Origin of the sequence: Kluyvera sp. CRP (assembly GCF_019930565.1) — a bacterium.
Classification (GTDB): Bacteria; Pseudomonadota; Gammaproteobacteria; order Enterobacterales; family Enterobacteriaceae; genus Kluyvera; species Kluyvera georgiana_A.
In genome coordinates this window covers 4,360,968-4,376,375 of sequence record NZ_CP082841.1, presented here as the reverse complement: position 1 = coordinate 4,376,375, position 15,408 = coordinate 4,360,968, and the positions used below count along the sequence as shown (strand labels likewise).

Here is a 15,408-nt window from a genome sequence, read left to right as displayed (position 1 = left end):
GGTTATTTGGTTATCATCTGTCGCAGCAGCCATTCCCGCAGCGCCAAAATATCCTGGCGCTGCGCGGTTTCTTCGGTTGCGACCAGATAGTAGTTCGCGCCGGGCAACGTCATGTTGAACGGTGCGGTGAGCACTCCGCGTTCCAGCAGATCCCGCGCCAGCAGTTCGCTGGCAATCACCACGCCCTGGCCCGCGACCGCGGCCTGTAACGCATGCGTTTCATCGCTAAAGGTTAATCCAGCCTGAATGTTTAATCCTTCAGGTCCATAGCGCTTTTGCCAATTTTCCCAACTCGGTTCCGCGGCTGGAACGCGGCGATTCTCTACATGGAATAAGGTCACCGCCTGCAAATCCTCGGGTTTGCATATCTTCAGCGTCGGGCTGGCGACGACGATAAAGCGATCGGTATACAGCAGCGTGCAGTGCAGCGCCGCTTCCGGCGTCTCGCGGTAGCGAATTGCCACGTCTACGGTTCGCTGGCTGAGATCGACGCGCTCGACGCTGGTGTGCAGACGCAGGTCTATGGCCGGGAATTCCGCTTTAAAGTCCGCCAACCTCGGCACCAGCCAGTGGGTTAAAAAATTGGACGTGGTGGTGACCGTCAGCGAGGGCGGCTGCTGAGCGCGAAGTACCTGTGTTGTGGCCTCTTCGAGTGCGGCAAAGGCGCGCTGAGTGCCTGCATAAAGCACTCGGCCACTTTCCGTCAGACTCATGCCCTGCGCGCTGCGCTCGCAGACCCGGCACCCAAGCACTGACTCCAGAAGTTTGATTTGATGGCTGACTGCCGTAGCGCTCACACCCAGCGTGTCGGCAGCCCGTTTAAAACTCTGGCTTTCGGCGACTGCGTGAAACGCCCGCAGCGCGCCCAGCGGCGGGAGGCGTATTTTTTTCATACCTGAGTTTTTCTCATCTATAGCTGAAAACTATGCGTTTGTTTAAGCCATTATACAGGGCGTAGGCTACCCGGCATGTAAAGCGAGAAATGAATTATTCTCATGATGATGTCGGGAGTCGAAAATGAGTACAGAGATACATAATGCTACGTTGCCGGGCGAAGCGGGTGCGTTACGCGCCATTGCGCTAGGTTCCGGGACCGCTGCGGGTGGCTTGTTGCTGAAAATGGCGACGATTGTTGGTGTGGGCATCAGCGTGATCCTGTTGACCGCTTTGGTGGCAAGTGCTGCTCTGGGCGTTGTGCAGGCGCGTCAGCGGGGGATCGCGCGTCACGGCTTTCTACTGGCCGCGATGGGCTGGCTGTTGGTATTGCTGACCACGTTGAATGCGCATCCAGGGATGGCACTGTTGCCCGGCATTCTCATCGCTGGCGTAGGGCTGGGGCTGGCCCACGGTCAGCACGCTGTCGAGAAACGGATGGGCACGATGATGAGTTGCGCCGTGGCGCTGGCGGCAGCCTTACTGATTCAGGCTTGCGCAGCACCAGGCTTGATGGGGTACGTCTTTGCGCTTGCGTTGCCTGTCGATCTCGCCTTGCTTGGCGCATTGCTGGTTCGAATTGCGGAACAGGAAAGGCGTTAAAAGCAAAAATCCCGCTTAAGTTTCCTTAAGCGGGATTTTAAAATGTGGCTCCTCTGACTGGACTCGAACCAGTGACATACGGATTAACAGTCCGCCGTTCTACCGACTGAACTACAGAGGAATCGTTGTGGAGTCGTATCTTAGCGGCGAAAAAACTTTTGTCAAACGCCAATTATCGCTTTGTGGTGCAGTTGCCTATTCCATCAACAATTTGTCGTCATTCCAGACAAAAATTAAGGAAAAATGTTTTGCAGGATCGGTGATTCTCCCTCATCATTTGAAATGGAGTTTCAACTTTCAGAACTAAGGTCCATTTTGAACGTCACCGCCGTGCTTCGCCAGGCCGTCTCGCGCACGCCCTGGTATAAAAAACGCAAAAGTTATCGAGTTCTCTTCTGGCGTGAAATCACCCCCCTTGCTGTACCCATTTTTCTGGAAAATACCTGCGTTCTGCTGATGGGCGTGCTGAGTACCTTCCTCGTCAGTTGGCTGGGAAAAGAGGCTATGGCAGGTGTCGGTCTCGCCGATAGCTTCAATATGGTGATTATGGCGTTCTTCGCCGCCATTGACCTTGGGACAACGGTGGTGGTGGCGTTTAGTCTCGGCAAGCGGGATCGCCGCAAGGCACGTGCGGCGGCGCGACAGTCGCTGGTGATCATGACCCTGTTTGCGGCGATTCTGGCGGCGGTCATTCACTATTTTGGCGCCGGGATTATTAATATCGTTGCCGGCGACGCGACGCCAGAAGTGAAGGCGCTGGCGTTGACCTATCTCGAGTTGACCGTTCTGAGCTATCCCGCCGCCGCGATTGCGCTGATTGGCAGCGGTGCGCTGCGTGGCGCCGGGAATACGAAGATTCCGCTGATGATTAACGGCGGGATGAATATCCTCAATATTATGATTAGTAGCGTGCTGATTTACGGCGCATTTGGCTGGGACGGCCTTGGCTTTGCCGGGGCGGGGCTCGGGTTGACCATTTCGCGCTACATCGGCGCGGTGATGATCATCATTGTGCTGATGGTGGGTTTCAATCCGGCCCTGCGCATTCCGCTTAAAAGCTACTTTAAACCACTGAATTTCGCGATTATCTGGGAAGTGATGGGGATTGGGATCCCGGCCAGCGTCGAATCGGTGCTGTTTAACGGCGGCAAACTGTTGACCCAGATGTTTGTCGCCGGGATGGGGACTGATGTCATTGCCGGTAATTTTATTGCCTTCTCGGTGGCGGCGCTGATAAACCTGCCTGGTAACGCGCTGGGATCGGCATCGACCATTATTACCGGTAAACGGCTTGGCACCGGTCAGCTCGCGCAGGCCGAACGGCAACTGCGTCACGTCTTCTGGATGTCGACCATTGTACTTACCGTGATTGCGTGGGGGACGGCGCCGTTTGCCGGGCTGTTTGCGTCGTTTTATACCCATGAAGAGGATGTCAAAGAGGTGGTGAAAATCCTGCTGTGGATGAACGCTGCCTTTATGCCGATTTGGGCGGCTTCCTGGGTGCTGCCTGCGGGCTTTAAAGGCGCGCGCGATGTGCGCTTCGCCATGTGGGTTTCCATGCTGAGCATGTGGGGCTGCCGTGTGGTGGTTGGTTACGTGCTGGGTATCCTGCTTGGCTGGGGAGTGGTTGGCGTCTGGATGGGGATGTTCCTCGACTGGGCAGCGCGTGCCGCGCTTTTCTATCGCCGTCTGGTGACCGGGCGTTGGGCGTGGAAATATGCACCAGCGAAAAAAGAAGACGCTGCCTGAGGGCAGGTTGCGGGTAAAATCGGCAATAAACGTCAGTTTTCAGCCTGATTGCAGATTTAATCAGCAAACGATTTATTTTCTGCAAATCAGGCTTTGACAACCACGGGGTACCCCGATAATATGCGCCTCGTTCACACGATTCCTCTGTAGTTCAGTCGGTAGAACGGCGGACTGTTAATCCGTATGTCACTGGTTCGAGTCCAGTCAGAGGAGCCAAATTTAGAAAAGCCTGCTTTCGAGCAGGCTTTTTGCTTTTCTGCGTTCAGCCACTTCCTCGACATCGCCGTGGCGAGCCGAGGAAAGGGGTTAACGGAACGGCGGTTCGTTGAAGGTGCGTAACTTACGTGAGTGCAGGCGGTCGCCTTCAGCACGCAGCAGGTCGATGGCCCGAATGCCAATTTGCAGGTGCTCGGAAATCGCTCCTTCATAGAAGCGGTTAGCCTGACCAGGCAGTTTTATCTCTCCGTGCAGCGGCTTGTCCGACACGCACAGCAGCGTGCCGTAGGGAACGCGGAAGCGATAGCCCTGCGCGGCAATGGTCGCACTTTCCATATCAATGGCTACCGCGCGGCTCAGGTTAAAGCGCAGCGCGGAAGCCGAATAACGCAGCTCCCAGTTACGGTCGTCGGTGGTGACTACCGTGCCGGTACGCAACCGCTGTTTGACTTCTTCTCCCGGCATACCGCTAACCTGCTTGGTGGCGTCGTACAGTGCACGCTGCACCTCGGCGATGCTCGGAATTGGAATATCCGGCGGCAGCACCGCGTTGAGCACGTGGTCATCGCGCAGATAGGCGTGCGCCAGCACATAGTCGCCAATCGACTGACTTTCACGCAGGCCGCCGCAGTGACCAATCATCAGCCACACATCCGGGCGTAATACCGCCAGGTGATCGCAGATATTTTTGGCATTGGATGGGCCGACGCCGATATTAATCAACGTAATTCCCTGACCATCTTTAGTGAGCAAATGCCAGGCGGGCATTTGGTGCTTCTTCCATGCCAGATCGGAAATCGCTTCTTCCGGGGCTTCAGTATCGGCGGTGATCCAGATCCCGCCCGCGCAGGAAAGCGATACGTACGGGCTGTCAGGATCGAGGATCTGGCTGCAACCCCAGCGCACGAACTCATCGACGTAGCGGGTGTAGTTGGTGAACAGCACAAACGGCTGGAAGTGCTCGACCGGTGTGCCGGTGTAGTGACGCAGGCGCGCCAGCGAGAAGTCGACGCGGCGGGCATCGAAATGCGACAGCGGATAGAACTCAGTGGCATGGGTTAAGCCATCCGCCGTTTCATCGCCAATCTGCGACAGTTCGGTCGTCGGGAAGAAACGCGTGAGATCGGCGCTCATGGAGCGATCGAGATTGAGGCCGTCTATCACATACGGATAGGGGATCTCGTGCTGTGACAGGCTAACTTCAATATGCGCATCGTAATCCTCATGCAACAGCGACAGTTGTTCCAGCAGATAGCTGCGAAATAGCGTTGGGTGGGTGATGGTGGTGGTGTAGCAGCCGGAGTGGGTAAAGCGGCCAAACGCGCGGGTTTTCTGCGCCTTGTGCGCGCAGCCGCTCCAGGAGACCGAGAGCTGTGGGTAGACAAATAATCCGTTGGCCCGCGCTTCGGCGCTGGGCAGTGAGCGATCGTCAATAAACAGACGGATGGCGTCACGTAATGCATTTACCGATTGATCGTACAGCGCCTGGAGTTGATCCAGTGCCTGTTCAGGGGTCAGACTCACGCCCGTATTACTCATCGTTCGCTCCTTGTGTCAGGTCTGCAGCTTTTCCCGATAGTATGTCAGCGGATGATGAAACAAAAGCGCTAGCCGGTTCCCATATAACAACTGATTAACCTTTAACCATATTCTTCGTACGCAACGGGAATAGCAGCGCGGTGAGTGAAAAAAGCTATAATTAACCGATATCTGCCGTGAATGAGGAAAGGGAAATGGGACCTCGTGTAAAACTCTGGTGCGCGTTAATTCTGGCGACGGCTAGCCATAGCGCCCTTGCCGTAACTTATCCGCTTCCCCCGGAGGGAAGCCGTTTAGTGGGCAGCACGCTGAATATCACGGTGCCGCAGGATAACCGGCTGCCGCTGGAGGCATTTGCGGCCCAGTATGGGCAAGGGCTGAGCAATATGCTGGAAGCGAATCCGGGCGTTGACGTGTTTCTGCCGAAATCGGGATCCTCGCTGGTGATCCCGCAGCAGCTAATTTTACCCAACACCGTGCGTCAGGGGATTGTGGTGAATGTGGCAGAAATGCGTCTTTATTATTATCCGCCGGACAGCAATACCGTTGAAGTGCTGCCGATAGGCATAGGTCAGGCCGGACGCGAAACGCCGCGTAACTGGGTGACGGCGGTGGAGCGCAAGCAGGAGGGGCCAACCTGGACGCCGACGGCGAACACCCGTCGCGAGTATGCAAAGCGCGGAGAAAGTCTGCCCGCTTTTGTGCCTGCCGGGCCGGATAACCCGATGGGGCTGTATGCCATCTATATTGGGCGGCTTTATGCCATTCATGGCACCAATGCGAATTTCGGCATTGGCCTGCGCGTCAGCCAGGGCTGTATCCGTTTGCGAAACGACGATATCAAGTACCTGTTTGATAACGTGCCTGTAGGCACGCGGGTACAGATTATCGACCAGCCGGTGAAGTACACCACCGAGCCGGACGGTAGTCGTTGGGTAGAGGTGCATGAGCCGCTGTCGCGCAACCGCACAGAATATGAATCAGATAACAAAGTTCCGTTGCCAATGACGCCCGCCCTGCGTAGTTTTACTGAAGGGCAGGGAGTTGATGTGAATTGCGTAAAATCGGTACTCGAGCGGCGCTCGGGTATGCCAGTGAATATTAGCGTCTCACATAACACCCTTTAAGCGATCAATACATATCGTCAGGCCCGCTTCGTGCGGGCTTTTTGCTGGGTATTTCCAGGGAGAATGAGATGAGCACCGTCGTGAATTGGGGCATACTGGGCTATGCCCGAATCGCCAAAAATTCGATTATTCCGGCCATTGCCCGCGCGGATAATGCGCGGCTTTACGGCGTAGCATCACGCAACCAGGCCGACCTGCCAACCGGTGAATGGGAACAGAGCTACGGCGATTATGCCGCGCTGCTTGCCGATCCTGCCATTCAGGCCGTTTATATCCCGTTGCCAAACTCGTTGCATAAGGAGTGGGTACTTCGCGCGCTCGAAGCGGGTAAGCACGTGCTGTGTGAAAAACCGATTGGCCTGACGGCCGCCGAAGCGCAGGAGATGCAGCAGGCCGCGGTACAGCATAACCGCCTGCTGATGGAGGCGTTTATGTATCAGTACACCGACCGCGTACGGGTGATCAAACAGGTACTGGAAAGCGGCGCGCTGGGTGAACTTCGACATATTAACGTCTCGTTCCGTTTCTTGCTGGATCGTCCAAATACCATCAAAATGCAGCCTGCGCTGGGCGGCGGGGCGCTGTACGACGTGGGCTGTTATCCGGTGAACTTTATCGGCATGGTGACCGGACGCTTGCCGGTACGCTGCAAAGCGCTGTGCGAAACGGACCAGGGCGTTGATACCAATCTCTCGGCATTGCTTCAGTATGAAGATGGGCTGATTGCGAATATTCACTGCGGTTTTAACGCTTATGGCCGCAATTACGCGGAAATTATCGGCACGAAAGGCATGCTGATTGTTGATAAACCGTTCCTCGACGATGCCGGCGCGCTGCACCTGCATACCGCTGAAGGCGTGCGTGAACTGCCGGTTAGCGAGTCTGACCGCTATCAGGCCGAAATTCGCCATTTCTCCAGCGCGGTGCTCAACCAGCCTTCGCGGCTGATTCCGCTGGATGAGACCGTCCGCAATATGCAAGTGCTGGATATGATTCACGCCGCGCTGTAATCCCGTTCTCGCGGCGCTGGGCGTTCCCGGCGTCGCGTTATCGCGCGAACCGCCGCGACCCGATCACACACAAAATCACGCCGAGCGTCACCATCATCATCTGCGGGCTTATCGCCTCGTGAAGCAGGATGGCCGAGAGCAGCAAACCTAAAAATGGCTGTAATAGCTGTAGCTGCCCCACGGCGGCGATCCCGCCCGCCGCCAGCCCCTTGTACCAGAAAATAAAACCAATCAGCATGCTGAATAACGAGACGTAGCCCACCGCCGCCCAGGTCGAAAGGGAAAATGCATCCAGCACGGGTGGTCGGGTGATAAAGGCGGCGAGCAACATGGCTGGCAATGATATCACCAGCGCCCAGCCGATGACCTGCCAGCCGCCCAGTTCACGCGTTAGCGTTGCGCCTTCCGCATAACCCAGGCCGCAGGCCAGAACGGCGGCAAGCATCAGCACATCACCGGTCAGAGATAGCGTTGCGCTTTGCCAGAGCGCAAACCCGGCCACCAGCAGGCTGCCGAGCAGTGAGAAGATCCAGAAGGCGATACGTGGCCGTTCGCCGCCACGCAGGACGCCGAAAATCGCTGTCGCCAGCGGAAGTAGCCCGATAAATACAATGGAATGGGCGGCGGTGACGTAGCGCAGTGCAAGCGCGGTCAGCAGCGGAAAGCCAATAATCACCCCCAGAGACACAATGAGCAACGGCAGGATTTGCCCTCGATGTGGCCTGGGCTGACGAAATACCTTCAGCAGCGTGACGGCGACCAACCCTGCGATAGAGGCGCGTAAAAAAGTCAGAAAGAACGGATCCATTTCCAGCACCGCTATTCGTGTCGCCGGTAGCGAACCGCTGAAAATAATGACCCCCAGCAACCCGTTGAGCCACCCGGAATGCGCCTGCTGTTTTGCGTCTACGATATTCATCCCTTGCTCCTAGTCGTTGAGTCATTGTCGCGGCGATGGTAGTTTCTTCTATTCGATACAATCAAATTATTGTCATGGATACATTGCATGAAGGCGCGATACAAAACGCTGGTTGACGCCTATGCTCAGGCTATTCGCAGCGGGAAACTGATGGCGGGTAGCCGTTTACCCACGCATCGGCAGCTGGCCGCCGAGCATCATATTTCGCTGGCGACGGCGACCCGGGTGTATGCCGAGCTGGAGGCGATGGGGTTAGTGAGTGGGGAGACCGGGCGCGGCACCTTTGTGCGAGAAATCGCGCTCGCCGTGGGGCACGGTATCGATCAACAGGCGATCGCCGCAGATGTGCTCGATCTTAACTTCAACTATCCTTCGTTGCCGGGGCAGGGCGATCGGTTACGTGAAGGGTTGCGGCAACTGGCTAACGTTGGCGATATTGAATCGCATCTCCGTTATCAGCCCCACGCCGGGAGGCTGGGAGACAGGGACATTATTGCCCATCACCTCAGCGCTCAGGGGCTGGCCACGCGGGCAGAGAACGTGTTGATTGTTAACGGTGCTCAGCATGGGCTGGCCGTTTCGGTCATGGGGTTGCTGCGTCCCGGTGATGTGGTGGCCGTCGATGCCTTAACTTATCCGGGCTTCAAAGCGCTAGCCGCACTGTATCAACTGGAACTGCTCGCCATTCCGGTTGGCGATGAAGGCCCCGATCTCGACGTACTTGCCCGTCTATGTCAGATACGTCACGTGCGCGCTGTCTATACCATGCCAACGTTACACAACCCTCTCGGCTGGGTGCTGAGTAGCCGTCAGCGCCGGCGGTTGGCTTCTATCGCCCGCCAGTACGACCTGCTGGTGATTGAAGACGCAGCCTACGCTTATCTGGCTGCACGTGCGCCGTCACCGGTAGCCAGTTATGCGCCGGAAAGAACGGTTTATGTGAGCGGTTTTTCAAAAGATGTCGCCACCGGAATCCGCGTGGGGATGGTGGTCTGCCCCGATGCCTGGCGTCCTGCGCTTGAACGTGCCATACGGGCCACCACGTGGAATACCCCTTCGGTGATGAGCGCGCTGGTTTGCCAGTGGATTGTGGACGGAACCGTCTCAAAGCTGGCGACGCAAAAAAGGCGTGATGCTCGTCTGCGCCAGCGTCTCGCCCGCGATATGCTGGGGCCGCTACCCTGCATCAGCCACCCGGACTCGTGGTTTCTCTGGCTGCCTCTGGCTGAGGAGAGCCGAGCCGATCGGGTGGCGAAATTACTGATGGATCGACAGATTTCTGTCTCAACCGCCGAACCCTTTTGCGTGACACCTAATGTTCCGCAGGCCATTCGTGTGGCGCTGGGTTCGGTTTCGATGGAGCAGCTTAGCGTTGCGCTGGCGGCAGTACGCGCAGCGATTGAATATGAGCAGAGCCGGTAGCGGAAAGTAGAAAAGCAAAAAGCCTGCTCGAAAGCAGGCTTTTCTAAATTTGGCTCCTCTGACTGGACTCGAACCAGTGACATACGGATTAACAGTCCGCCGTTCTACCGACTGAACTACAGAGGAATCGTGTGAACGGGGCGCATATTATCGATGTCCCTACGGCTTGTCAAAGGGTGAAAAGCGCGAATAAGTTCGTTTGCTGACAATTTCAGCAATTTGGGTTTTATTGCTCATTTTCTCCGCAGATTGCACCGTGAAAGTGCATATTTACCCCTTATGGGGCATAGGGCAATCTTCTGACCGGGGCAAAAAAGGGCGCCAGCGATAGGATTACCCGGTTTCAGCACGATTTTTAAAACTGGCAAGCATCTTGCAACTCCTCCGATTACTTAACGCCAGCGTGGCAGTGGATCTCGTACCGGAGGCAAAAATGAACTTAAGACGGCTGAAATACTTCGTGAAAATCGTCGATATCGGCAGCCTGACTCAGGCGGCTGAAGTGTTGCATATCGCGCAGCCTGCACTGAGCCAGCAGGTCGCAACGCTGGAAGGTGAACTTGACCAACAGCTGCTTATTCGCACCAAGCGCGGCGTGACGCCAACCGAGGCTGGAAAGGTTCTGTATACGCATGCCCGCACGATTCTGCGTCAGTGTGAACAGGCGCAACTGGCGGTGAACAATGTCGGTCAAACGCTCAGTGGCACCGTTTCAATCGGGCTTGCGCCGGGAACGGCGGCCTCGTCAATTACCATGCCGCTGCTGCAGGCGGTGCGTAACGAACTGCCGGACGTGCTGGTGTATCTGCATGAAAACAGCGGCACCGTGCTGAATGACAAGCTACTCAACGGCCAACTGGATATGGCGGTGCTGTACGATCGCGCGCCGCTGGCGGGGATTATGAGCCAGCCGTTGCTGAAGGAAGATCTTTATCTGGTGGGCACCCGCGATTGCCCGGGGCAGAGCGTGGATCTGACCGCCGTTGCTGAAATGAACCTGTTTTTACCCCGCGACTATAGCGCCGTCCGCGCCCGCGTTGACGAAGCTTTTTCGCTGCGCCGCTTAACGGCAAAGATTATCGGTGAAATTGAGTCAATCTCAACGCTGACCGCCGCCATCGCCAGCGGTATGGGGGTGACTGTTCTGCCGGAGTCGGCGGCTCGATCGCTATGCGCCGCGGCGAACGGTTGGATGGCGCGCATTACGACGCCATCGATGAGCCTGCCTTTATCCCTTAACGTTTCGGCGCGAGGCCAGTTATCGCCGCAGGCGCAGGCGGTGAAAGAGATTTTGATGTCGCTGGTGAGTCGGCCAATGCTGGATAACCGTGAATTGCTGCTTGTGAGCTAAGCTTATATTCCATTCAGGAATATGTTGCTGGTTTTTATTATTTGTTTGTCAGGTCGACAAACTTTAACAATAGCGTCATATCTGACTGAATCGGGGTGACGCGTGAACTTCCAGCAACTTAAAATTATTCGCGAAGCGGCACGGCAGGATTACAACCTGACCGAAGTCGCCAATATGCTCTACACATCGCAGTCTGGCGTAAGTCGGCATATTCGCGAGCTTGAGGAAGAGTTAGGGATTGAGATCTTCATTCGTCGCGGGAAGCGCTTATTAGGTATGACCGAGCCGGGCAAAGCCCTGTTGGTGATTGCCGAACGTATTCTGAATGAGGCCAGCAACGTTCGCCGTCTGGCCGACCTCTTTACCAACGATGCCTCCGGCGTACTGACCATCGCCACCACCCACACTCAGGCGCGCTATAGCCTGCCGCCGGTGATCAAAGCCTTTCGTGAGATCTTCAAAGATGTGCGCCTGGAGTTGATTCAGGGCACGCCGCAGGAAATCGACGCGTTGTTGCACAGCGGCGGCGCCGATATCGGTATCGCGAGCGAACGGCTGAGCAACGATGCCACGCTGGTGGCTTTCCCATGGTTCCGCTGGCATCACAGCCTGCTTGTCCCCACCGATCACCCGCTCACTCAGACCACGCCGCTGACGCTGGAAGCGATTGCCCGCTGGCCGCTGATTACCTATCGTCAGGGAATTACCGGGCGTTCGCGCATTGATGAAGCGTTTAACCGCAAGGGGCTGACGCCGGATATCGTGCTCAGCGCGCAGGATTCGGATGTCATCAAAACTTACGTCGAGCTGGGGCTGGGAATTGGGCTGGTGGCCGAGCAGTCGGGCGATGCGCAGGAGTCCGGTAGCCTGGTGCGGTTGGATACCCATCATTTGTTTGATGCCAATACCGTCTGGCTGGGGCTTAAACGTGGTCAGCTACAGCGGAACTACGTGTGGCGCTTTATCGAACTGTGCAATGCCGGATTGTCGCTGGAAGAGATCAAACGCCAGGCGATGGACCTGGAAGAGACGGTGCTGGATTACCAGATTTGATGGTGTGTCGTTTGTCGATATTGCGATGATGGAGTGTCGCAGAAAGCCTGCTTTTAAGCAGGCTTTCTGCCTGATGTGGCTCAGCCATTAGCTGTTTGACAGGCAATCGCAATTAAGAACTCCAGGGTATCATCGCCGCCAGATTAACCACGACAATCAGCAGTCATACTGTGAAAGATCGCTGATTCACGTTATTACCAGGAGCACCATTTGCAGGGGTTCGTATGCATCCAGTCAGAACTTAGCGGGGAGTTTATTCAAACTGATGAGGAATCCGCGATGGATTTCAATATAGCCTCCCGCTTTGAGATAGGTGAGAATGCGCATGATGCCACTCCGTGAGAGGTGTGTTTTTCCCTGAATATAATTTACCACTGTGATGGATTTCCTGTAGGTCTCATTTTCAGACATCAGCTGCAACAGGATGAACTTAATTAATTCATACGAGGTGGGAGCGCTCATTTGCTCATTGATAATATACAATTTACTGGACAACACCATCATATGCTGCGCTACAGCTTTCCATAGGTGATGTTCTTCAATGATTTCAATGGCTTTGTCCAGGGACATGATGCCAATGGTGGCAGGGGTTAACGTTTTGATATAGGTGATAATATTTTCGCTGGCGATATAGTTTAGACCAAAAAGGGTAGGCGCGGTGGCTGTCAAAACCGCAATGTCATTTTTATCACGGTGGTATGTCACATATCCTTTCAACAGAAGATAACAGTAATATTTACCCCCTGACTTTGGATAAAGACGCTTACGGGGGGATATGTTTTTTATTTCACAGTATGGTTCTAATTTTTCGATAATACACTCAGTAAAAGGAGACGGTGTCATTAATTTTGTGGCCCAAAAACTATCGCTCATGTTCCTGTCCAGAATTGTGTTGATTTGTCCTTATATTATAGCGTATGAATAAATAGTCTAACCTACAATGGGTTATTGCCAATAAATTGTTATGAATCAATATCTTGGTGGTAATTGCTTAAGTTCAATCAGTACACCTTTTTCCATAGAAAGTAATCCTGCACTTTTAAGGTCACTGATGATACGCATGATACTGCTTCTGGAAAGATAAGTTCGCTCTTTTATATAAGTAGCCGCAGTAATGTTGGTACGAAAGCTGGGTGATTCATTCATTAATTGGTTTAGCTGAAATTTCACGATGTCATAAGAAGACATTTTCGCAATCATTGTGCAATGTTCAAAAATGCGTGATGATGTGTAAATAAGTAAAGCACAGGTACTTTCCCAAAGAGCATATTTTTGCACTAACAGATTAAATCTTTCCAGCGGTAAGCGGGTTAATTCTGATTTCTCCAGGGCCCGAACGTAAAGTCGATCGCCGTAAGCAGACTGGTTGCTGACGCCCATGATAAAAGGGGACTTTTCACTGTTCAAAACCATACCGTCCCCCCTTCTGTTTAAGCTAATGCTGCCGCTCTCCAATAGATAACAGTAGCGCTTTCCATTGACCTGGTAGCGTAAAACCTCGCCTTTTACTGGCGTGATTTTTTCACCATATGGAGCAATTGAATCCATTAGGGTTTTAATGTGTTCCAGTGGTTTTTTAGCCAGCGTAGAATTTAAATAGTCCAAAGGCAGGCCTTTAATATCATTTGAAGTCAATTTCTTATCTCTGCTAAGAGTAATTGGAAAAATCTTAGTAAAACTTAGTATGAGATTGCTTTTTTATATTTAGAATATAAAAAGATGTTCTTTTTGGACTCAATGAGTAACATATTTTTAATAAATTTAATTGAGAATCATTTCTGTTGATGAAGTTCTACGAGAAGATATGATGATTGACGGAAAGGCGAGCTTATTATGTTAATTTAGTGTTAATAACAGAATCCAGGAAAAACAAATATAAGAATTGCCACATTAAAATTGTTTCTATAAATTGCCGTTTAGCAAGTGTGTTATTTTACCAGGGAAACAGTAAGACTCAGGAAAACGCGATAAAAGTATACTCATAGTAATGCTTCTACAGGTTAGTGATATTTGTATAAGAGCAGCGTACGGCCAATGTTTTATGACATGAGTCATCCCGGATGTCACTCGCTAAAATAAGCGTTGAGTTTTTTATTAAGGAATAAATAGTATGAATAATAAATTGATAGCTGTCGCTTTTACCACCGCCGCCGTATTAGGTACTGTGTCTACTACCGTAAATGCGGATAATACTATTAAGTTTCAGGGTGAGGTTGCCGATCAAACCTGTACTGTAAATGTTAATGGTAATGCGTCTTCTCCTCTGGTCTTATTGCCAACGGTTCCTGCCTCATCTTTAGCCACAGCGGGAACAACGGCAGGCACGACTAATTTCACAATTGATATTTCAGGATGTACGGCTTCAACTTCCGATACGGCGATTAAAACTATTTTTGTCGGTAATAACCTGACCAGCAATGGTCGTATGGGAAATACGGGGTCCGCGACAAATGTCTCTTTACAACTGGTCGACCCGGCGACGCCATCGACTCCGCTTGATTTGACAGGGCAGACCGGTGCACCGGGTTTAAATCTGGTCGCAAACGCCACGTCTGCCTCTCACGATTTTGCCGTGCAGTACTACTCAGAAGGCACTGCAACGGCGGGTTCTGTACTGGGTAGTGTTCAGTACGCTATTTCTTACCAGTAATGCTGTCACCCCTTCCGAACTCTCGGAAGGGGGTTTTACGAAGAGTAATTTAAAATGACTACAAGAGCATTTTGCCGACTTATTATTTTTATCCCGGTTTGCATCCTGATGCTCTGTTCACCGGTGATGGCTAGCGTGGTGATGCTGAATACCAGGGTTATTTATCCGGCAGATACTCAATCTCAAACACTCCAGTTTTCTAATAATGACAATATTCCATATGTAATGCAGGTATGGTCAGATGTGAACAATCCCGCTTCAACGCCAGATACTACCGATGCGCCCTTTATGTCGGTTCCGGCACTGTTCCGTATTGAGCCACATACCGGACAGTCTGTCAGGCTGATCTTTACGGGTAAAGATTTACCAAAGGATCGGGAGTCCTTATTTTATCTTAACTCAGTGCAGATCCCTCCAAAAAATGCGATTAGGGGAAATCAGAATCAAATGTCTGTTATTCTGCGTAATCGCTTAAAAATATTTTATCGACCTAAAGATATTGTTGGTAACCCGGATGGTGTTGCCCAACAGATCCATTTCTCTTTAAAAGAAAATAATGGGCATTGGGGACTGGTTGCAGAAAATACGTCTGGATATTATGCCTCTGTCATTAGCGCTTCTCTCATATCCGGCACGCAAATCATACCGTTTCAGACCAGCATGATCCCGCCAAAGACAACGGTAACCTGGCCAATGAACAAGAAAGGACAGTCAATATCAGCGGCTAGCAAAGTGAAGTTTATATTAATAAATGATTATGGCGGCCAGACTCACGCGCAGGCGGAACTCGGCAGATAAGATTTACCCTGATAAAAATATTGCTTAGGATTTTTATA

14 protein-coding genes and 3 tRNA genes are annotated in these 15,408 nt (G+C 52.9%); 10 read left to right on the top strand and 7 right to left on the bottom strand.

Going from position 1 to position 15,408, the window contains the following annotated elements:
* Nucleotides 1-2: 2 nt before the first annotated feature.
* Nucleotides 3-893, bottom strand: a complete 891-nt coding sequence (locus tag K7B04_RS20875) for a LysR substrate-binding domain-containing protein (protein WP_223802933.1) — start codon at nt 891-893, stop codon at nt 3-5.
* Between the two features lie 124 nt (nt 894-1,017).
* Between K7B04_RS20875 and K7B04_RS20870 the strand changes: the two genes are divergently transcribed.
* A complete protein-coding gene (locus K7B04_RS20870) occupies nt 1,018-1,536 on the top strand; it encodes a hypothetical protein (protein WP_223802932.1) in 519 nt (172 codons plus the stop codon).
* Between the two features lie 45 nt (nt 1,537-1,581).
* Here K7B04_RS20870 and K7B04_RS20865 read toward each other — a convergent pair.
* Nucleotides 1,582-1,657 (bottom strand) — tRNA-Asn (locus K7B04_RS20865).
* Between the two features lie 161 nt (nt 1,658-1,818).
* On the opposite strand from K7B04_RS20865, the gene K7B04_RS20855 reads away from it, so the two are divergent.
* On the top strand, nt 1,819-3,285 hold the full coding sequence (locus K7B04_RS20855) for an EmmdR/YeeO family multidrug/toxin efflux MATE transporter (RefSeq protein ID WP_167575498.1): 1,467 nt from the start codon (nt 1,819-1,821) through the stop codon (nt 3,283-3,285).
* Nucleotides 3,286-3,425: 140 nt separating this feature from the next.
* A tRNA-Asn gene (locus tag K7B04_RS20850) sits at nt 3,426-3,501 on the top strand.
* A gap of 90 nt (nt 3,502-3,591) precedes the next feature.
* Here the strand turns inward: K7B04_RS20850 and K7B04_RS20845 are convergent.
* Nucleotides 3,592-5,040: an AMP nucleosidase gene (locus K7B04_RS20845; protein ID WP_167575499.1), complete on the bottom strand. Its 1,449-nt coding sequence runs from the start codon at nt 5,038-5,040 to the stop codon at nt 3,592-3,594.
* Nucleotides 5,041-5,234: 194 nt separating this feature from the next.
* Here K7B04_RS20845 and ldtA point away from each other — a divergent pair, with 194 nt between their 5' ends.
* Nucleotides 5,235-6,167, top strand: coding sequence for a L,D-transpeptidase (gene ldtA, locus K7B04_RS20840; protein WP_223802930.1), 933 nt, complete (start codon nt 5,235-5,237; stop codon nt 6,165-6,167).
* Between the two features lie 68 nt (nt 6,168-6,235).
* Entirely contained in the window at nt 6,236-7,177 is a 942-nt protein-coding gene (locus K7B04_RS20835; RefSeq protein ID WP_223802929.1) for a Gfo/Idh/MocA family oxidoreductase, read from the top strand.
* 37 nt (nt 7,178-7,214) lie between these two features.
* Here the strand turns inward: K7B04_RS20835 and K7B04_RS20830 are convergent, their stop codons facing one another.
* Nucleotides 7,215-8,096, bottom strand: a complete 882-nt coding sequence (locus tag K7B04_RS20830) for a DMT family transporter (RefSeq protein WP_223802928.1) — start codon at nt 8,094-8,096, stop codon at nt 7,215-7,217.
* Between the two features lie 87 nt (nt 8,097-8,183).
* On the opposite strand from K7B04_RS20830, the gene K7B04_RS20825 reads away from it, so the two are divergent.
* On the top strand, nt 8,184-9,518 hold the full coding sequence (locus K7B04_RS20825; RefSeq protein WP_223802927.1) for a PLP-dependent aminotransferase family protein: 1,335 nt from the start codon (nt 8,184-8,186) through the stop codon (nt 9,516-9,518).
* Between the two features lie 50 nt (nt 9,519-9,568).
* Here K7B04_RS20825 and K7B04_RS20820 read toward each other — a convergent pair.
* Nucleotides 9,569-9,644 (bottom strand) — tRNA-Asn (locus tag K7B04_RS20820).
* Between the two features lie 307 nt (nt 9,645-9,951).
* Between K7B04_RS20820 and nac the strand changes: the two genes are divergently transcribed.
* Both nac and cbl read left to right on the top strand, forming a co-directional pair.
* Entirely contained in the window at nt 9,952-10,869 is a 918-nt protein-coding gene (gene nac / locus K7B04_RS20815; RefSeq protein WP_223802926.1) for a nitrogen assimilation transcriptional regulator NAC, read from the top strand.
* A 102-nt stretch (nt 10,870-10,971) separates the two neighbouring features.
* On the top strand, nt 10,972-11,922 hold the full coding sequence (cbl, locus tag K7B04_RS20810) for an HTH-type transcriptional regulator Cbl (protein WP_065357644.1): 951 nt from the start codon (nt 10,972-10,974) through the stop codon (nt 11,920-11,922).
* 234 nt (nt 11,923-12,156) lie between these two features.
* Here the strand turns inward: cbl and K7B04_RS20805 are convergent, their stop codons facing one another.
* Nucleotides 12,157-12,795: a winged helix-turn-helix transcriptional regulator gene (locus K7B04_RS20805; RefSeq protein WP_167575504.1), complete on the bottom strand. Its 639-nt coding sequence runs from the start codon at nt 12,793-12,795 to the stop codon at nt 12,157-12,159.
* A gap of 96 nt (nt 12,796-12,891) precedes the next feature.
* Nucleotides 12,892-13,557 carry a helix-turn-helix domain-containing protein gene (locus K7B04_RS20800; protein ID WP_223802925.1) on the bottom strand — a complete coding sequence of 222 codons (666 nt, stop codon included), beginning with the start codon at nt 13,555-13,557 and terminating at the stop codon, nt 12,892-12,894.
* A gap of 475 nt (nt 13,558-14,032) precedes the next feature.
* Between K7B04_RS20800 and K7B04_RS20795 the strand changes: the two genes are divergently transcribed.
* Together K7B04_RS20795 and K7B04_RS20790 are read left to right on the top strand one after the other, a co-directional pair.
* A complete protein-coding gene (locus K7B04_RS20795) occupies nt 14,033-14,572 on the top strand; it encodes a fimbrial protein (RefSeq protein ID WP_163448865.1) in 540 nt (179 codons plus the stop codon).
* A 54-nt stretch (nt 14,573-14,626) separates the two neighbouring features.
* Complete coding sequence (locus K7B04_RS20790) at nt 14,627-15,370, top strand: molecular chaperone (RefSeq protein ID WP_223802924.1); 744 nt, start codon at nt 14,627-14,629, stop codon at nt 15,368-15,370.
* Nucleotides 15,371-15,408: the final 38 nt, after the last annotated feature.

What these genes read in the sequence shown, in the direction of transcription:
- K7B04_RS20875 (WP_223802933.1), bottom strand. Translation starts at nt 893, where the DNA reads ATGAAAAAAATACGCCTCCCGCCGCTGGGCGCGCTGCGGGCGTTTCAC.
- K7B04_RS20870 (WP_223802932.1), top strand. Translation starts at nt 1,018, where the DNA reads ATGAGTACAGAGATACATAATGCTACGTTGCCGGGCGAAGCGGGTGCG.
- K7B04_RS20855 (WP_167575498.1), top strand. Translation starts at nt 1,819, where the DNA reads ATGGAGTTTCAACTTTCAGAACTAAGGTCCATTTTGAACGTCACCGCC.
- K7B04_RS20845 (WP_167575499.1), bottom strand. Translation starts at nt 5,040, where the DNA reads ATGAGTAATACGGGCGTGAGTCTGACCCCTGAACAGGCACTGGATCAA.
- ldtA (WP_223802930.1), top strand. Translation starts at nt 5,235, where the DNA reads ATGGGACCTCGTGTAAAACTCTGGTGCGCGTTAATTCTGGCGACGGCT.
- K7B04_RS20835 (WP_223802929.1), top strand. Translation starts at nt 6,236, where the DNA reads ATGAGCACCGTCGTGAATTGGGGCATACTGGGCTATGCCCGAATCGCC.
- K7B04_RS20830 (WP_223802928.1), bottom strand. Translation starts at nt 8,096, where the DNA reads ATGAATATCGTAGACGCAAAACAGCAGGCGCATTCCGGGTGGCTCAAC.
- K7B04_RS20825 (WP_223802927.1), top strand. Translation starts at nt 8,184, where the DNA reads ATGAAGGCGCGATACAAAACGCTGGTTGACGCCTATGCTCAGGCTATT.
- nac (WP_223802926.1), top strand. Translation starts at nt 9,952, where the DNA reads ATGAACTTAAGACGGCTGAAATACTTCGTGAAAATCGTCGATATCGGC.
- K7B04_RS20805 (WP_167575504.1), bottom strand. Translation starts at nt 12,795, where the DNA reads ATGAGCGATAGTTTTTGGGCCACAAAATTAATGACACCGTCTCCTTTT.
- K7B04_RS20795 (WP_163448865.1), top strand. Translation starts at nt 14,033, where the DNA reads ATGAATAATAAATTGATAGCTGTCGCTTTTACCACCGCCGCCGTATTA.
- K7B04_RS20790 (WP_223802924.1), top strand. Translation starts at nt 14,627, where the DNA reads ATGACTACAAGAGCATTTTGCCGACTTATTATTTTTATCCCGGTTTGC.